Source organism: Actinopolyspora biskrensis, assembly GCF_013408175.1.
Classification (GTDB): Bacteria; Actinomycetota; Actinomycetes; order Mycobacteriales; family Pseudonocardiaceae; genus Actinopolyspora; species Actinopolyspora biskrensis.
Genome location: NZ_JACBYW010000002.1, coordinates 439,509 through 455,758 on the forward strand (window position 1 = coordinate 439,509; position 16,250 = coordinate 455,758).

The 16,250-nt window shown below is 69.0% G+C and carries 12 protein-coding genes and 1 tRNA gene; 11 read left to right on the plus strand and 2 right to left on the minus strand.

Features of this window, described 5'->3' with window-relative positions:
• The first annotated feature begins 87 nt into the window (after positions 1–87).
• Positions 88–1,509 carry an MFS transporter gene (locus FHR84_RS07670; protein WP_218862344.1) on the plus strand — a complete coding sequence of 474 codons (1,422 nt, stop codon included), beginning with the start codon at positions 88–90 and terminating at the stop codon, positions 1,507–1,509.
• A gap of 491 nt (positions 1,510–2,000) precedes the next feature.
• Here the strand turns inward: FHR84_RS07670 and FHR84_RS07675 are convergent.
• Positions 2,001–2,077 (minus strand) — tRNA-Pro (locus tag FHR84_RS07675).
• Between the two features lie 130 nt (positions 2,078–2,207).
• Here FHR84_RS07675 and FHR84_RS07680 point away from each other — a divergent pair.
• The 3 genes from FHR84_RS07680 to FHR84_RS07690 all read left to right on the plus strand — a co-directional run bounded on the left by FHR84_RS07680 (position 2,208) and on the right by FHR84_RS07690 (position 4,915).
• On the plus strand, positions 2,208–2,594 hold the full coding sequence (locus FHR84_RS07680; protein ID WP_179534757.1) for a DUF5313 family protein: 387 nt from the start codon (positions 2,208–2,210) through the stop codon (positions 2,592–2,594).
• Positions 2,595–2,719: 125 nt separating this feature from the next.
• Positions 2,720–4,045, plus strand: a complete 1,326-nt coding sequence (locus FHR84_RS07685; protein WP_179534758.1) for an aspartate aminotransferase family protein — start codon at positions 2,720–2,722, stop codon at positions 4,043–4,045.
• 249 nt (positions 4,046–4,294) lie between these two features.
• Positions 4,295–4,915, plus strand: a complete 621-nt coding sequence (locus FHR84_RS07690; protein ID WP_343075198.1) for a class I SAM-dependent methyltransferase — start codon at positions 4,295–4,297, stop codon at positions 4,913–4,915.
• 67 nt (positions 4,916–4,982) lie between these two features.
• Here FHR84_RS07690 and FHR84_RS07695 read toward each other — a convergent pair whose 3' ends face one another.
• Positions 4,983–6,521 carry a glycosyltransferase family 39 protein gene (locus tag FHR84_RS07695; RefSeq protein ID WP_179534759.1) on the minus strand — a complete coding sequence of 513 codons (1,539 nt, stop codon included), beginning with the start codon at positions 6,519–6,521 and terminating at the stop codon, positions 4,983–4,985.
• 371 nt (positions 6,522–6,892) lie between these two features.
• Between FHR84_RS07695 and FHR84_RS07700 the strand changes: the two genes are divergently transcribed.
• From FHR84_RS07700 to FHR84_RS07730, 7 genes are all read left to right on the plus strand, one after another.
• Positions 6,893–7,495, plus strand: a complete 603-nt coding sequence (locus tag FHR84_RS07700; protein WP_343075189.1) for a TetR/AcrR family transcriptional regulator — start codon at positions 6,893–6,895, stop codon at positions 7,493–7,495.
• Positions 7,496–8,273: 778 nt separating this feature from the next.
• Positions 8,274–10,187, plus strand: coding sequence for a 2-oxoacid:acceptor oxidoreductase subunit alpha (locus FHR84_RS07705; RefSeq protein WP_179534761.1), 1,914 nt, complete (start codon positions 8,274–8,276; stop codon positions 10,185–10,187).
• A complete protein-coding gene (locus tag FHR84_RS07710) occupies positions 10,184–11,242 on the plus strand; it encodes a thiamine pyrophosphate-dependent enzyme (protein WP_179534762.1) in 1,059 nt (352 codons plus the stop codon). Before FHR84_RS07705 ends, FHR84_RS07710 begins: the two co-directional genes overlap by 4 nt.
• A gap of 86 nt (positions 11,243–11,328) precedes the next feature.
• The gene (locus FHR84_RS07715; protein WP_179534763.1) at positions 11,329–12,102 is read left to right on the plus strand and encodes a polysaccharide deacetylase family protein; all 774 of its coding nucleotides are present in this window, start codon (positions 11,329–11,331) and stop codon (positions 12,100–12,102) included.
• 72 nt (positions 12,103–12,174) lie between these two features.
• Positions 12,175–13,542 carry a nucleotide sugar dehydrogenase gene (locus FHR84_RS07720; RefSeq protein ID WP_179534764.1) on the plus strand — a complete coding sequence of 456 codons (1,368 nt, stop codon included), beginning with the start codon at positions 12,175–12,177 and terminating at the stop codon, positions 13,540–13,542.
• 10 nt (positions 13,543–13,552) lie between these two features.
• Complete coding sequence (locus FHR84_RS07725; protein WP_218862345.1) at positions 13,553–14,929, plus strand: carboxylate--amine ligase; 1,377 nt, start codon at positions 13,553–13,555, stop codon at positions 14,927–14,929.
• The gene (locus tag FHR84_RS07730) at positions 14,926–16,155 is read left to right on the plus strand and encodes an FAD-dependent oxidoreductase (protein WP_179534765.1); all 1,230 of its coding nucleotides are present in this window, start codon (positions 14,926–14,928) and stop codon (positions 16,153–16,155) included. Before FHR84_RS07725 ends, FHR84_RS07730 begins: the two co-directional genes overlap by 4 nt.
• Positions 16,156–16,250 lie beyond the last annotated feature (95 nt).

Here is a 16,250-nt window from a genome sequence, read left to right on the forward strand (position 1 = left end):
ACAGAAGAAAGGAAAACGCGTTTGTTCAGGAAAGGAAAATCGTTGGGGAACAGTGTTGCCGAGGCTCGGGGCGAGAGGAACGGTCCTGTGTCGCCGGCCGCTACCGCGGCACAGTGGGGCGCGGTTTGGATCCTGCTGCTCGGCGCCTTCATGGGGTTTCTTGACATCTTCATCGTCAATGTCGCCAACCCCTCGATCCAGGCGGCGCTGAACGCCGGGTTCGCCGAGATCCAGATGGTGACGGCCGGCTACACTCTCACCTACGGAGTGGGGCTGGTCGCGGGAGGCAGATTGGGGGACATCTTCGGTCGCAGGCGCGTGTTTCTCATCGGTGTTTTCGCCTTCGCCGTGGCCTCGACGGCATGTGCTGCGGCCCCAAACGCCGAATTCCTCATCGGAGCGCGGATCGTGCAGGGATTGGCGGCGGCGGTCATGCTGCCGCAGGTGCTCGCCCTCATCCAGGTCACCTTCCACCGCGATCAGGAGCGCAGCCGCGCCATCGGCTTGTACGGAGCCGTCATCGGTGTCGGCGTCGTCGCCGGCCAGATCGTCGGCGGATTGCTGATCGCATGGGACTTCGTCGGGCTCGGCTGGCGCTCGATCTTCCTGGTTAACGTGCCGCTGTGCGTCATGGCATTCATCGGTGGGCTGGTTTTGGTGCGCGACGGCGGGGAGCACACCCGAATGAAGCTGGACCTGCCGGGCGTCGTCATGCTCGGCCCGGGATTGCTGGGCCCGGTGCACAGTTTGGTCATCGGCGCGGAGCAGGGATGGTCGGGATTGCTGGTTGGTGAGATGGCCGGCGGGATGGTCCTGCTGATCCTGTTCATCTTGTGGGAACGTCGTGTGGCGGCCTCCGGGGCAACACCGCTGCTGCCGCCTCGTCTGTTCAACCAGCGCGGTTTCTCGCTGGGCTTGCCCACGGCACTGTTCTTCTACGGCACGAACGGCGCCTTTGTTTTCCTGCTGGCCTTCTACCTGCAGCAGGCGGAAGAATTCTCACCGTTGGCATCCGCACTGACGTTCACGCCCATGGCGATCTTGACTTCTGTCTTCTCGGTGCTGTGTGGCAAGTTCGTGGCACACTTCGGCCGATGGGTAGTACCTGGGGGTGCGGTGGCTATGGCGCTTGGCCTGTCGCTCGTGTGGATGGGCGTTGAGCTGCTGGACGGTACTAATCCGACCGTAGCTCTGATGCCCGGCCTCGTGTTCTACGGAGCCGGCGGCGGCATCGTGGCGACCTCGCTGATAGGTACGGCTCTTTCGGGAGTCGCATCGGAGGACGCGGGTGCCGCCTCCGGCGGTATTCTCACGGCGGTTCAGGTGTCTGAAGCCGTCGGCGTAGCGGGTATCGGTGCGTTGTTCGCCAGCCTGGCATCCGGGGGCGGTGGAGCGTACGGCTTTGCGGTCTCCTCCGTGGTGCTGACCGTGCTGTCACTGCTGACGGCCGTGCTGCTGAACCTGCTGGGGCGTCCCCGGCAGCCGGTATCCGCAGCCGAGCCCACATGAGCCCACGACCGTAGCCGGCACGGTTCCGGCCACGACCGTCGCCACACAGTCCGCGGCGAGATGTTCGGACAACGGTGGGAACGCGTCGCATCTGGTGGGTTCTTGTGGCAGGTGAAGAAAAGAGGGGCCGGAGGAGGAAGATGGTAGCTCGAGGAAGCGCGTGAACTCGTACAGCGACGTATCGCAGAGACCGGCGGGGACCTCGACTCACATATGCTCACCGATCCCCGCGGGGCGAAGCACCACCGCGGTGCTGCGGGACGCGACGAACTGGGACGAGGTCATTGCCAAGCCCGGCTACGAACACTTGCGGCGGCACGATCCGCGGCACACCGAGCTGACGTGGATGGCCGGTGCCGGAACCGCTCTGTCCACCTGCTCCAAGGGAGGCGGTGCCCCTCTGAGGACGGTACGGCGTGGCTCCGTGATCTCGGCCGAAAGGGAAAAGCCCGCTGACCCGCCGCTTCCGGTGGATCAGCGGGCTTCGCCGCTGGTCGGGACGGCGGGATTCGAACCCACGACCCCCTGACCCCCAGTCAGGTGCGCTACCAAGCTGCGCCACGTCCCGTTCTTCCTGTTGAACTGTGATCAGCTTACACCACCCCGAGACGGCCTCGGCACAGGGGGTGGCACGCCGCGCTTCCCGGACCCGTCCCGGGACGGGCCCGTCTCCGGTCCCACGAGCTATGGTCGGGACGATGGGAAAGCACAGGCCCAACGCGCTGCAGTGGGTCTGGTACACGTTCGGCGGAAAACTACCGGCACACCTGTCCGAGTGGGTGCTGCACGACGTCACCTGCCGGACCTGGGTGCTGCGCCACATCCTGCGCGCGCTGACCCAACTCGCCCCCTTCTGCGTCGCGGTCCTGCTGCTGCCCGGCCCGCTCCAGATCAGGGTGAGCTCGATGCTGCTCGGGCTGCTCGTCGGGTTGTTCTACTCGATGAGCGCCATGGTCGAGACGAACGAGCACCGGTTGATCAAGCACGGCTACCCGCCGGGAATCGGACGGGAGACCAGGGCCATCCACCGGGACCTCCGGAGGACCACCCGCGAGGAGGCACGCAGGCGCAGGCAGGGGTACTGATCGGGGTCTCGCTCCGCTGCGGGGCCGGTGTTGAAGCCGCGTCAACCCGCGGCCTAGGTTCGGAACCGACACGAACACGAGACTCCGCGGAGCGGGACGACAACGGCGCGGTGGAAGGACGGAACATGGGTGCCAACGCCGATTCCGGTGCGGCAGAGGGCGAACACGCGCGGCTGGCGCGGCGGCGCGCGGCGGTGCTGCCGTCCTGGCTCGGCACGCTGTACTCCGAGCCGATCGAGATCGAGAGCGGCTCGGGCAGACACGTCCACGACGCCGAGGGGAACCGCTACCTCGACTTCTTCGGCGGGATCCTGACGACGATGACCGGCCACGCCGTTCCGGAGGTGACCGAGGCCGTCACCGAGCAGGCGGGCAGGATCCTGCACTCGTCGACGCTGTACTTGAACGAGCCGATGATCGAGCTGGCCGAGCGGGTCGCGGAACTGTCCGGCATCGAGGACCCCCGGGTGTTCTTCACCACCAGCGGCACCGAGGCCAACGACACCGCCCTGCTGCTGGCCACGGCGTACCGCTCCTCCAACCAGGTCCTGGCCCTGCGCAACAGCTACCACGGGCGTTCGTTCGCCTCGCTGTCGGTCACCGGGAACAGGGCCTGGTCACCGAGCAGCCTCTCGCCGGTGCAGACGAGCTACGTGCACGGCAGCCGCAGGCGCGGCACGGTGCTCGAAGGGCTCGACGACGCCGAGTTCACCGCGGCCTGCGTGCGCGACCTCGAGGACGTGCTCGACCAGCTGCACGGCAACGTCGCCTGCCTGATCGCGGAGCCGATCCAGGGAGTGGGCGGTTTCGCCGCACCACCGGACGGTCTGTTCGCGCGTTTCAAGGAGGTGCTCGACCGGCACGGCATCCTCTGGATCAGCGACGAGGTGCAGACCGGCTGGGGACGTACCGGTGAGCACTTCTGGGGCTGGCAGGCGCACGACGCGAACGGCGCGCCGGACGTCGTCACCTTCGCCAAGGGGATCGGCAACGGGCTGCCCATCGCGGGTGTGGTCGCCCGCGGGGAGGTGATGGACAGCGTCTCCGCGAACTCCATCTCCACCTTCGGCGGAAGCCCGCTGACCGCGGCGGGAGCCCTCGCCAACCTCGAGTACCACCGGCGCAACGACCTGTGGGGGAACGCCCGCAGGGTCGGGGCCGTGCTGCGCGACGAACTGTCCGCCGCCGAGTCGCTGCCCGGCGTGGGGGAGCTACGCGGCAAGGGGCTGATGCTCGGCGTCGAACTCCTCCGCCCGGACGGTTCACCCGCGCCGGAGCTCGCCGCCGAGACGACCGAGCAGGCCCGCTCCCGCGGGCTGCTGATCGGCAAGGGAGGCCTCGAGGGCAACGTGCTGCGGATAGCGCCGCCGCTGAGCCTGACGGACCGGGAGGCCGTGGAGGGGGCACGCGTCCTGCTCGAAGCGCTGCGCGCCTCCGGAGCGGGCGAGTGATCGGGGCCACGGACCACCCACCCCGGTGCCCCGCGCCAACGGATAGGCTGGCAGTGGGCGAAGTCGCCGAACGCGTGCCGAGCACTCGGAACGTGCGGCGACCGCCGCAGAACCGGACCCCATGCCGTGGCCCGTACCGCCCGGACGGCGTGGTTACGGGTACGGAGACAGCACCCGAGCAGAAGGCCACCCTTGACACGATCCCAGTCCCCGCAGCAGTCGTCGCCCGAGAGTCCCGGCAGCGATGCCGTGACCCAGCGCGGGAGTTCCCCGCTGGCCGAATACCGCACGTTCGTCACCAGAGCGGTGCGGGAGCCCTCCACCATCGGGGCGGTGCTGCCCAGCTCGCCGGTACTGGCCAGGGAGATGGCCGCCGTCGTGCCGAGCACCGACCGGCCGGTGGTCGTCGAACTGGGGCCGGGCACCGGCGCGCTCAGCGGGGCGATCGCACAGCGGGTTCCGGAGGGAGGACGGCACGTGGCCGTCGAGGTGGACCCCGGCATGTGCGAGCACCTGCGCAGCACCTGCCCCGGGCTCGAGGTCATCGAGGGCGACGCGAAGCGCTTGGGACAGCTGCTGGCCGACTCGGGAATCCGCTCGGTCGACGCGGTGGTCAGCGGACTGCCCTGGTCCATCTTCGCCGGTGAGTCGCAGCGGCGGATCCTGCGCGAGGTCGGGAGCGTGCTCGCTCCGGGCGGAGGTTTCACCACCATCGCCTACGCCCACGCGCTCGGTCTGCCGGGCGCCCGCCTGTTCCGCCGCAGGCTGGGATCGCTCTTCGACGAGGTGATCACCTCACGCACCGTGTGGCGCAACGTGCCGCCCGCGCGGGTCTACGTCTGCCGCAGGCCCGTTCCTTCCGAGTGGTGAGGTTCCGCCACGGAGAAGGCCCGGTCACCGGCTCGGCGGGAAAGCAGCGGCCGAGCCGGAACGGGCGCTAGAAAGCCCTGACGCGGGGCCACAACTCGGACCAGGGAACGTCCGGTTCCGTGTACAACGTGACCGGAACGCCGCGCGCGATGTTGACCACGTCGTGGTCGCTCGGCACCGTGGCCATGCGCCGTCGTTCGTGGAAGTGGCGGGTCAGCGGGTCCCGGCCGCCCACGTAGATCATGGCCCGTGCCGAGTCCGGCGGTGCCCCGAAGAACCAGTACCCCCGGTGCGGGCTGTAGGCGCGGGGCAGCCCCAGTTTCCTGCCGTGCACGTCCAGTGCCGCCGCTATCGGATAGCTCGATCCGACGACCACGGTGTCCGCGCGCAGCTTCGCGGGCAACCGGTCGTAGGCGGCGGCCGCGGTGCGGGCCAGTTCGGGCCAGCCCGTCTCGTACATGCGGCTGTAGTTGACCGCTTCGGGGTGCTCGGCGAGCAGCGGGAGCGGGTAGACGGGAAGCAGCGCCAGCGGCAGCAGCGCCGAGATCGGGTACGCCACCCAGGGGACCCATCGGAAACGGGCTCTCCGCTGTGCCGCCCTGCGGTGCTGCAACCCCACGGCGGCCGCGGCGAACAGCAGCCCGAACAGCCCCGCGGGGTAGTTCGGCCTGCCGCTGGCGATCAGGTAGAAGCCCGCCACCCCCAGCACCGTCCAGCCGAGATACCGGTACTCGTGGAACTCGGGGCCGCGCAGCAACCTCCAGAACCCGTAGCAGCAGAGCACCGCGCCGACCACGACACCGGAGAACAGCAGCGCGTTCGGCACGAACAGCAACCGGTTCGTCTCGGAGGCGACCACGGTTCCCATGTCCAGCGCGGGCCAGCCGTTGCGGTGCTGCCAGATCAGCGTGGGGACGGCAGTCACCGCGGCGACCGCGGCACCCGACCACAGGGCCGGTCTGCGCAGCAGCGCCCGTGGTCCGAAGCTGAGCACGGCGAGCAGCAGCATCACGCAGAGGACGAGTATCTGGAACTTCGTCTGAACCCCGACCGCCACGAGTAAGGCGGCGGCGAGCAGCAGCCGGTCCCGCCGGTGCCCGAGGCGGTGCAGCCGGGTCCAGCGCAGAACCAACCACAGCACGAGCCCCCACTCCGGCGGAGCCAGCGTGGCCGCGGCCAGCCAGTGACCGCTGAGCAGCAGCCACGGCGAGAGCGCGTAGGCGGCCGCGGCCAGGGTCTGGGCCCGGCGGTCGCCGCCGAACTCCCTGGCGATCAGTGCGGTGACGAGGACACCGAGCACGGTGAGCAGCGCGGGCAGGACGCGCAGCGCCACCAGCGAGCCGGGGAACGCGGCGTCGGTCCAGCGGGCGAGCAGCGGGACCAGCGGCTGCTGGTCCATGTACCCCCAGTCCGGGTAGTACTTGCCCGCGGCGAGGAAGTACAGCTCGTCGGAGAGGTAGCCGTAGCGTCCGCTGAGCAGCAGCAACAGCACCCCGGTGGCACATCCCACCGCCAGCACGGGGCCGCGGGCGAGGGCGGGTTCCACTGCTCGGCCGGACTCCGCACGATCAAGTCCGTCCGCCCTGCCCGCCAGGAAGGTGGACACGGTACCTCCTCCAGTGCTCACAGCGGAGCTTCGCACGAGTGCTCGGTCCCGATCAGCTTAGGACCTCTGGTAGCGGGCTCCGTCCGGCTCGGGTGCTTCAGCCCGAGCAGCGCGTGGGCCCCCGGCGCGTGAGCCGGACGCGTCGCGAGGCGGCAGCGCACGTGGCCACAGGCCGTTGCTCGAGGTTCCCTCCGACGCTGCCGAGGCGCCGTACTCACGTGACGGCTGCCCGGCCGGCCACGCAGGGTTCCGCCCGGCCGGTGCGCCTCCGGTGCCCGCTTAACCGTTCGCACGTGCGGTTCGCCGCTGCGATCCGGCCGCGGTGACGGATAATGCGGGTAATGGTCGGCCGAGACGCAGCGGAACCACCCGTGACTTCTCCGGAGGGGGGTTCCGGACGCAGGGCGCAGTTGTTGTCCATCGCGGCCGAGCTGTTCGCCAGGCGTGGCTTCGCGGCGACGACGGTGCGCGAGATAGCCGAGAGCGCGGGCATCCTCTCCGGCAGCCTGTACCACCACTTCGAGTCGAAGGAGGCGATGGTGGACGAGGTGCTGCGTGCCTACCTCGACGAGCAGCTCGCTGCCTTCAGGGGGGCCGTGGAGGCAGGCGGCGACCCGCGTTCCAAGCTCGAGGGGTTGATCCGCGCGTCCTTCACCGTGCTGCGCAAGCACCGTTGGGCGATGGCGATCCTGCACAACGAGACCGGATACCTCGCGGGATTCGAGCGGTTCGCCTATCTCGAGCAGGCGAGCAGGGAGTTCGAACGGATCTGGGTTCGGGTGTTGCGCGAGGGGCGGAGTCGAGGGGTCTTCCGGACCGAACTCAACCCGAGGTTGACGCACCGGTTCATCCGCGACTCGATCGCCTCCACCGTGCGCTGGTACAACCCGCGGGGGCGCATGAGCGCGCAGACGATCGCCGAGCAGTACATCCGGATCTTCTGCGACGGTGTGGTGATACCCGGCTCGACCTGATCCCCTCCTTTCCGATCCCGGGCCGGATTTTCCCGCATTCTGGGAAGCGCGGGCCCGTCCGGGGGGTTCCGGCGGGCGGCCGCGAGGGGAAAAAGAGGTCGCCGCCCGGTATGTTCGAAGTCACACCGGGCGTTTTTTCCGTGATTTCCCGGTCCGCTCCTGCGTCGTGCGTCTCGTCGAAAGGGTGTGAGCCGGCGGGATTTCCACGGTTTCCCCGGGGGTTGTTTCGGCGGTGGTGGAGTGCCTTTCCGGTGTCCGGGAGTGATCGTCCGGCGGGACCGCGCTCGGGGCGGAGGGTGCTCGACCCCGGTGGGACCGCGCCCGGTGAGAGGGTGGGTGCGGAGCGGTTTCGCGGTTAGCCCGCTCGGAGCGGGCCGATGTGCCCGGCCTCGCTCGGCGCGTGCGGGCCGGGGCTGTGCGGGGAGCCGGGGACCGGGTGGTGCGAGAACTCCGCGGTTCCGCGTTTTCCCGGACGACGAGCGCCTCCGTGGGCGAAAAGGAATTCCGCTTCGACGATTGTTTTTCCCCATTCGTGCTCGAAGAGGTGGCGGTGGAGCGTCCTGCCGTTTTTCTCCCGGGTGCTTTCCGGGTACGATTTCAGTATCGGTATGGAAGAGGGTACGAATGTGCCAACTGCCGGAATCGGTGTACCGCGAGTATGCTGCGGACGGGCTGTGACTTGATCGCCGGACGCGGCCCACGGTACGAACAGCGGCAGGGGACGAGGGTCCACGCACAGGGTGGATGCTTCCCTGCACGGTGAAGGGGAACTGGTCAAGTGGTGGCGACGAACGGGCAACGACCCGCGGGACAGGCGGAGTCCGGTCCCGACGAGCAGGCGGACACGCCGCGCAAGGCGAATCGTGTGGTGATTCGGTTCGCCGGTGATTCGGGTGACGGTATGCAGCTGACCGGTGATCGTTTCACGTCGGAGGCCGCGGCGTTCGGGAACGACCTGGCCACGCTGCCGAACTACCCGGCCGAGATCCGTGCGCCCGCCGGGACGTTGCCGGGGGTGTCGAGTTTCCAGCTGCACTTCGCCGACTACGACATCCTCACTCCGGGGGACCGGCCGGACGTGCTGGTGGCGATGAACCCGGCGGCGTTGAAGGCCAATCTCGGTGATCTGTCCGACGGGGCGACGGTGGTGGTCAACACCGACGAGTTCACCAAGCGCAACCTGAAGAAGGTGGGCTACGAGACCTCCCCGCTGGATTCGGCGGAGCTGGACCGTTTCACGGTGCACCGGGTGGCGATGAGTGAGCTCACCAAGGGTGCGGTGGCCGAGACGGGGTTGACCCGCAAGGAGGCCGAGCGGTGCAAGAACATGTTCGCGCTGGGCCTGCTGTCGTGGATGTACTCGCGGCCGACGGAGGACACGGAACGGTTCCTGCGGGAGAAGTTCGCGGGTAAGCCGCAGGTGGCCGAGGCGAACGTGCTGGCGTTCCGGGCGGGCTGGAACTACGGGGAGACCACCGAGTCGTTCGCGGTGACCTACGAGGTGGCTGCCGCGAGTCTGCCGGAGGGCACGTATCGGCAGGTCACGGGCAATCTGGCCCTGGCCTACGGGCTGGTCGGCGCGGGGCAGCGCAGCGAGCTCCCGGTGTTCTTGGGCAGTTATCCGATCACGCCTGCCTCGGATGTGCTGCACGAGATGGCCAAGCACAAGAACTTCGGTGTGACGACCTTCCAGGCCGAGGACGAGATCGCCGGTGTGGGGGCGGCCCTGGGGGCCTCGTTCGGTGGTTCGCTCGGCGTGACCACCACCTCCGGGCCGGGACTGGCGCTGAAGTCGGAAACGATCGGGTTGGCCGTGGCCCTGGAGCTGCCGCTGCTGGTGTGCGACATCCAGCGCGGTGGGCCGTCGACGGGCCTTCCCACCAAGACCGAGCAGGCCGACCTGCTGCAGGCGTTGTACGGGCGCAACGGTGAGTCGCCGGTGGCGGTGCTGGCGCCGCGGTCTCCGGCGGACTGCTTCGACATCGCCATGGAGGCCGCGCGGATCGCGCTGACCTACCGCACCCCGGTGCTGCTGCTGTCGGACGGGGCCACCGCCAACGGTTCCGAACCCTGGTTGGTTCCGGACGTGAACGAGCTGCCCGATCTGCGGGTGTCCTTCGCGTCCGAGGCCAACGCCCCGGACGGTTCGGGCGAGTTCTGGCCGTACGTGCGGGACCCGGAAACGCTGGCCCGCGATTGGGCGGTGCCGGGCACTCCGGGGCTGGAGCACCGCGTCGGAGGGTTGGAGAAGGTCGACGGCAAGGGCAGCATTTCCTACGACCCGGACAACCACGACGAGATGGTGCGGCTGCGGCAGCGCAAGATCGACGGTGTCGAGGTGCCCGAGATGCCCGTGGACGACCCGAGCGGGCGCGCCCGGGTGCTGGTGCTGGGCTGGGGCTCCTCCTACGGGCCGATCGGGGCGGCCTGCCGCCGAGTGCGCCACCGCGGGATGGAGATCGCGCAGGCGCACCTGCGGTACCTGAACCCGATGCCGCCCAACCTGGGTGAGGTGCTGGCCGCCTACGACCGGGTGATCGTGCCGGAGATGAACACGGGCCAGCTGGCGATGCTGTTGCGGTCGCGGTACCTGGTGGACGCGCGATCCTACACCAAGGTCGCCGGGTTGCCGTTCCAGGCCGAGGAGCTGGAAAACGTGCTGTCCGATGTGGTGCAGGGGAGCGAACTGTGACGACGGATCTAGGGTTTCCCACCGACGGGCTGGCCGAGGTGCCCGCCAGTGGTGAGGAATTGTCGGCGAAGGACTTCACCAGCGACCAGGAGGTTCGCTGGTGCCCCGGCTGCGGGGACTACGCGGTGCTGGCGGCGGTGCGCGGTTTTCTGCCCGAGCTGGGCATCGCCCGGGAAAACACCGTGTTCGTGTCCGGGATCGGCTGCTCGGCCCGGTTCCCCTACTACATGAACACCTACGGGATGCACTCCATCCACGGGCGGGCCCCGACCATCGCGACCGGGCTGGCCACCACGCGGCCGGACCTGAACGTGTGGGTGGTCACCGGTGACGGGGACGGGCTGTCCATCGGGGGCAACCATCTCGTGCACGCGTTGCGCCGCAACGTCAACATCACCATCCTGCTGTTCAACAACCGCATCTACGGGCTGACCAAGGGGCAGTACTCGCCGACCAGCGACCAGGGCATGGTCACCAAGTCCACCCCGGCCGGTTCGGTGGACACCCCGTTCAACCCGGTCTCGCTGGCGCTGGGGGCCGAAGCCAGCTTCGTGGCCCGCACGCTGGACTCCGATCGGGCGCATCTGACCGAGACCCTGCGGGCGGCCGCCGCCCACCGGGGGTCCTCGCTGGTCGAGATCTACCAGAACTGCCCGATCTTCAACGACGGCGCCTTCGACGTGCTCAAGGACAAGGACGAGAAGCAGCGCAGGCTGATCCAGCTGCACCACGATCAGCCCATCACCTTCGGTCCGGAGCACGAACGCTGCGGCGTGGTCCGCGACGAGAACGGCGAACTGCAGGTCGCGAAGCTCTCCGAGGTCGACGAGCACGAACTCGTGACTCACGACGCCCACCGCGACGACACCAGTCACGCCTTCGCCCTGTCCCGCCTCGGCGGCCAACACCTCGACCCCACGGTCACGGGAGTGTTCCGCCAGGTCTCCCGGCCCACCTACGACGACCAGGCCAGGGCTCAGCTGAGCGAGGCCGCCGAACAGAAACCGCCCGACCTGCAAAAACTCCTCACCGGAAACAACACCTGGACAATCTGAGGTAGCGCGGCTACCTCGCGTGCCGGATCCGTCGCCGACGGAGGTGGTCTACCGTTCCCCCGCGCAGTCGCTGTAGTGGGGGGACCATGACCGATCCGGAAACCGTGGTGGAGCAGCGAGCGCAGCTCCGGCTGCCGCCGGTGTTGATGTACCACTCCGTGGCGGAGTACGACAGCGATCCCTACCGGGTGACCGTGCGCCCCGCGCGGTTCGCGCGTCAGCTGCGTTGGCTCCGGCTCCGGGGGTGGACCGGGGTCGGGATGAGTCGGCTCCTCCGCGCGCACCGTGCCGGGAACGCGCGTGGACTGGTAGGTCTCACCTTCGACGACGGCTACGTCGACTTCGAAACCACCGTGGTCCCGGCCCTGCGCGAACAGGGGTTCACGGCGACCGTCTTCGTGCTGCCCGGCCGTCTCGGTGGGCACAACGGCTGGGACGGCGGCGGTCCGACCAAACCGCTGATGACGGCGAACCAGATCCGGAACGTGGCCGAGCAGGGGATGGAAGTGGGCTCGCACGGCCTGCTGCACCAACCGCTGTCCACGTTGCCCTTCTCCGGGATGGCCGACGAAGTGCACCGCAGCCGTGTCGAGCTCGAGGAACTGCTGCAGGACGAGGTCGCCGGTTTCTGCTATCCCTACGGGGACCTCGACGGGGACACGGAGGAGGAGGTGCGGGCGGCCGGTTACTCCTACGCCTGTGCCGTCCGGCCTCCCCCCGGGGGAAGCGTGTTCGCGCTGCCCAGGATCTACGTGGGTGATCGGGACAACGGTCCCCGGATCGAGGCCAAGAGGTGGCGCGCGGCGTGGAAACGGGTGGGTTCCTCCCGAGTGGGTAGACATTCTCACCACGGCGTATGAGGTGGAAGGCCCCGACGAGGTGTCATCGTCGATTCGCGTGACGACGTGGCACCGTCGACCCGGGGAGGGACCGTGGAAGGTTTTCCGCTCTCATTGGCGGTCAACGGCCGGGAACACGAGTTCGCCGACCGGCTGGTGAGTTACTCCGCCGTGCAGGACACGGGAACGGGACGGCCTGCGACGGCACCGGATTCCGTGGCGGTGGTCGGACTCGGCTACGTGGGGCTGCCCACCGTGGTCGAGTTCCGCTCGAAGGGCGTCGGGGTCACGGGTATCGACGTGAGCGGTTCGCGTTTGGACGCCATCCTGGCGGGCGACGTCGAACTGGCCGAGTCCGACCGTGCCCTGCTGAGCTCGGAGCTGGAAAGCGGCGGGATCCGGGTCACCACGGACAGTGCGCTGCTCGGGTCCGCCGAGGCCGTCGTCATCTGCGTTCCCACCCCGGTCGGGGCCGACGACACACCGGACCTGAGCGCGCTGCGCCGCGCGTGCGTGGACGTGGCCGAACACGCCCGCACCGGTCAGACGGTGATTCTGACCTCGACCAGCTACGCGGGCACCACCAGGGAGCTGCTGCTCGGACCGTTGCGGGCACGGGGGTTCGAAGTGGGACGCGACGTCCACGTCGCGTTCAGCGCCGAGCGCATAGACCCGGGAAACCCGGATCACCGCCAGCAGGACACGCCGCGTGTGGTGGGCGGAGTGACCGAGAGCTGTTCCAAGCGGGCCGCGAGCGTGATCAGTTGCGTGACCGAGTCGGTCTTCCTGGTCAGCTCTCCCGAGGCGGCGGAGCTGACCAAGTTGTACGAGAACGTGTTCCGGGCCGTCACCCTGGCCGTGGCCAACGAGTTCGCCGAGGTGTGCCGGGAGCTGTCCCTGGACCCCATCGAGGTGACCCTGGCCGCGGGAACCAAACCGTACGGTTTCCTCGGCGGGTTTCCGGGTCCGGGAGTCGGTGGGCACTGCATCCCCTGTGATCCGTACTACCTGTTGTGGCAGCTGCGTGACCGGGGAAGCCGGGCTCCGCTGCTCGAACGGGTGATGCACGAGATCAGGCAGCGGCCGCAGCAGGTGGTTCGCCGCGTCGACGAGCTGCTGCGGGAGCACGGGCAGCACTCGGAGCGGCCGGGGGTCCTGCTGGTCGGGGTCAGCTACAAGGCCGGGGTGGCCGATCTGCGCGAATCACCGGCCCTGCCCATTCTGTCCGGGTTGGTCGACGCGGGGATCGAGGTCGGCTACCACGATCCGCTGGTGCCGCGTCTCGAGCTCTCCGACGGAACCGAACTGATCAGCGAGGAAAACCCGGAGGACGAGAAGTGGGACCTCGTGCTGATCCACACGGTTCATCCCGGCGTCGACTACGACTGGGTAATCGATTATCCGCTCGTGCTGGACGCCACCTATCGGTTCGACCGGGTTCCACACCGGCTGCTGCTGTGAGGGGGCCACCATGCGCGCTCGACGAGACATCCCGCGACAGTGGACAGCGGAGATCGACACGACCACTCCGGCCGTGGTGCTCAAACTGGACGACAACCCGTTCCACCACGGTGGTCTGGGAGTGATTCGAGGACTGGGCAGGCTCGGAGTCCCCGTGTACGGGGTCTGCGAGGACCCGTTCGTTCCGGCGGCACGTTCGCGTTACCTGCACGGGCACTGGAGGTGGCGCACCGGAGCAGCGCCGACGGACGACGTGGTGGACGGACTCGCGCGGATCGCGGAGCGGCTGGGACGGCCCGCGGTGGTGCTGCCGACCGACGACGTGGGGGCCATTCTGCTCGCCGAGCAGTCCGAGCGACTGCACCCGTGGCTGTTGTTCCCGCGTCCTCCCACCGAGCTGCCCCGCAAGTTCGCCGGCAAGGACACTCTGCACCGACTGTGCCGCGGTCACGGGATTCCGAGCCCCGACACCGAGACGGTGACGACCTGGCCGAGAGCACGCGCGTTCGCCTCCGCGGTGGGATATCCCCTGGTGGCGAAACTGGCGATGCCGTGGCTGGCCTCCGGACGTCCGCGCCCGCCGAGCACGAGCGTGATCCACGGCCCCGGGCAACTGGCGGAGCTGTACGAGAAAGCGGGCCAGCCCCTGGTGCTGCAGGAGTTCCTGCCCGTGGGGGCCGGTGAGGCGGGGAGGGGTCAGGACTGGTTCTTCCACGGCTACCGGGGCGTCGGTTCGAACGAGGTCGCGGGGTGCACCGGCTTGAAGGAGCGCTCCTATCCCAGTCCGGCCGGGTTGACCAGTTTCGGGCGCTGGGTCGCCAATCCGGAACTGGAGCGAACCGCGACCGAGCTGCTGCGGAGGACGGACTACCGCGGCATCGTGGACATGGACTGGCGTTGGGATCCGCGCGACGGTCACTACAAACTCCTCGACTGCAATCCCCGGCTGGGGGCCCAGTTCAGGCTCTTCAGCGACACATCCGGGTTCGATCTCTCCGTGGCCGCCTACCTCGACCTGACCGGGCAACCGGTACCGGAGATGGCACCGGTGCGGGAGCGCCGATTCGTGGTGGAGAACTACGAGCCACTGGCCGCCTTCGGCGGTTGGCGCAGCGGCCGGTTCACTCTCGGGGAATGGGTGGCGTCGGTGCGCGGGACTGAGGAGACGGCCTGGTTCGCGCGGGACGATCTCGTTCCGTTCGGATTGATGTGCCTGCGCACGGGCTGGAGGGCGCTGACACGCCGTGTTCCGCGTCGCGCCGCGGGCAGTGGGCGGACCTCTCCGCCGAGGTTTTACAGCGGTCGTGCCGCCGGTATCTCGAACAGCGCGTCGCCCGGCAGGAGATCGGGTGGGGCGAAGCACGGAGTTGAGGGGGTCCGAGGATGAACGAGACAGTCGACGTAGCCGTCATCGGCGCCGGTCCGTACGGGCTGTCGTTGGCCGCGCACCTCCGGGCGGCGGGCGTCAGTTACCGTCAGTTCGGAGTGCCGCTGAACCTGTGGCGCACCGCGATGCCGCGCGGCATGTACCTGAAGTCGCAGGGGTTCGCCTGCAGCCTTTCCGACCCGAACTCCACGCACACCCTGGAGAGGTTCTGCCGGGAGACCGGGCGTGCCTACGCGGACATCGGAGTTCCGGTCTCCCTGGACACGTTCCTCGAGTACGGCACCTGGTTCGAGCGCAACCACGCTCCCGACGTGGAACAGGTGCTGGTCGAGCACCTCCGCCGGAACGGCGACCGCTACGAGCTCGAACTGACGGACGGGCGCGTGGCCACCGCGCGGCACGTGGTCGTGGCCACCGGGGTGGAGCACTTCGTGCGGGTTCCGGACGTCCTCTCCCAGCTGCCTGCGCATCTCTCCTCGCACGCCAGCGCCCATGTCGATCTGGGAGTGTTCCGTGATCGCGAGGTCGCGGTGCTGGGGGCGGGACAGTCCGCCCTGGAGACGGCGGCCCTGCTGCGGGAGTCCGGTGCCTCGGTCCGGATCGTCGCGCGCAGGAACGGAATAGTGTGGAACGGGTTGCCGCCGACCGAGGAGAGAAGCCTGCGACGTCGGCTCCGCGAGCCGGAGGCCGGGCTGGGAACCGGCTGGGCGACCTGGTTCTATTCCGAGCACCCCGAGCTTTTCCGCAGGTTGCCCGCAACGACCAGGGTCCGGCTGGCACGCACCGCGCTGGGGCCCGCGGGTGCCTGGTGGTTGAGGGACAGGGTGGACGGACGAATTCCACTGCTGCTGCAACGGCAGGTGGACTGGGCGGACCCGACGGGGGACAGGGTGCGGCTCGGGCTGCGCCGCGGCAGCGAGACCACCACGCTCTCGGTCGACCACGTCATCAGCGCCACCGGTTACCGCCCGGACATCGCCAAGCTGTCGTTCCTCGATCCCGAGCTCCGGGGCAAGGTGACCACGCTGGACCGCACCCCTCGGGTCGGTGCGGACTACCAGTCCGACGTTGCCGGGCTGTTCTTCGTCGGTCCCGCCGTGGCGCCGACCTTCGGGCCGGTGATGCGGTTCGTCTACGGTGCCGACCACGCCTCCCGCGCCGTCACGGCACGGATCTCCCCGGCCCGTGAGCGCGGGGTTTCCGTGATGCCGGGGGCGGGCAGATGAGCTGGCAGCTCGTTCCGCGGCGGGGAGGTGCCGGAGGACCGCTCCGTGTGGATCGAGCTGCCGAGCCCGGCGACCTCGGGAGGGCGTCGCGGGCG